Here is a 337-nt window from a genome sequence, read left to right as displayed (position 1 = left end):
GGTAATGAAGAGTTAACTAACGATATTCCTAACGTATCTGAAGAAGCTACAAAAGATCTTGATGAAAACGGAATGATTCGCGTAGGTGCAGAGGTTAAACCTGGTGACATTTTAATTGGAAAAATTACACCAAAAGGAGAATCTGACCCTACTCCAGAAGAAAAATTATTACGTGCTATTTTTGGTGATAAAGCTGGTGATGTAAAAGATGCATCATTAAAAGCATCTCCATCATTAAACGGTGTAGTAATTGATAAAAAATTATTTGCAAGAGCTGTAAAAGATAAACGTAAACGTGCACAAGATAAAGATGATATCTTAGCTTTAGAAGCACAAT

The 337-nt window shown here is 33.8% G+C and carries 1 protein-coding gene; it reads left to right on the top strand.

Annotated features, from left to right (window positions below):
- On the top strand, nucleotides 1-337 hold a 337-nt coding region (locus tag FUA24_RS03875), incomplete at both ends, for a hypothetical protein (RefSeq protein WP_148540144.1).

The organism is Seonamhaeicola marinus (genome assembly GCF_008085455.1).
Note: the sequence above shows the minus strand (reverse complement) of the source record. Positions and strands in the feature narration are given on the sequence as shown.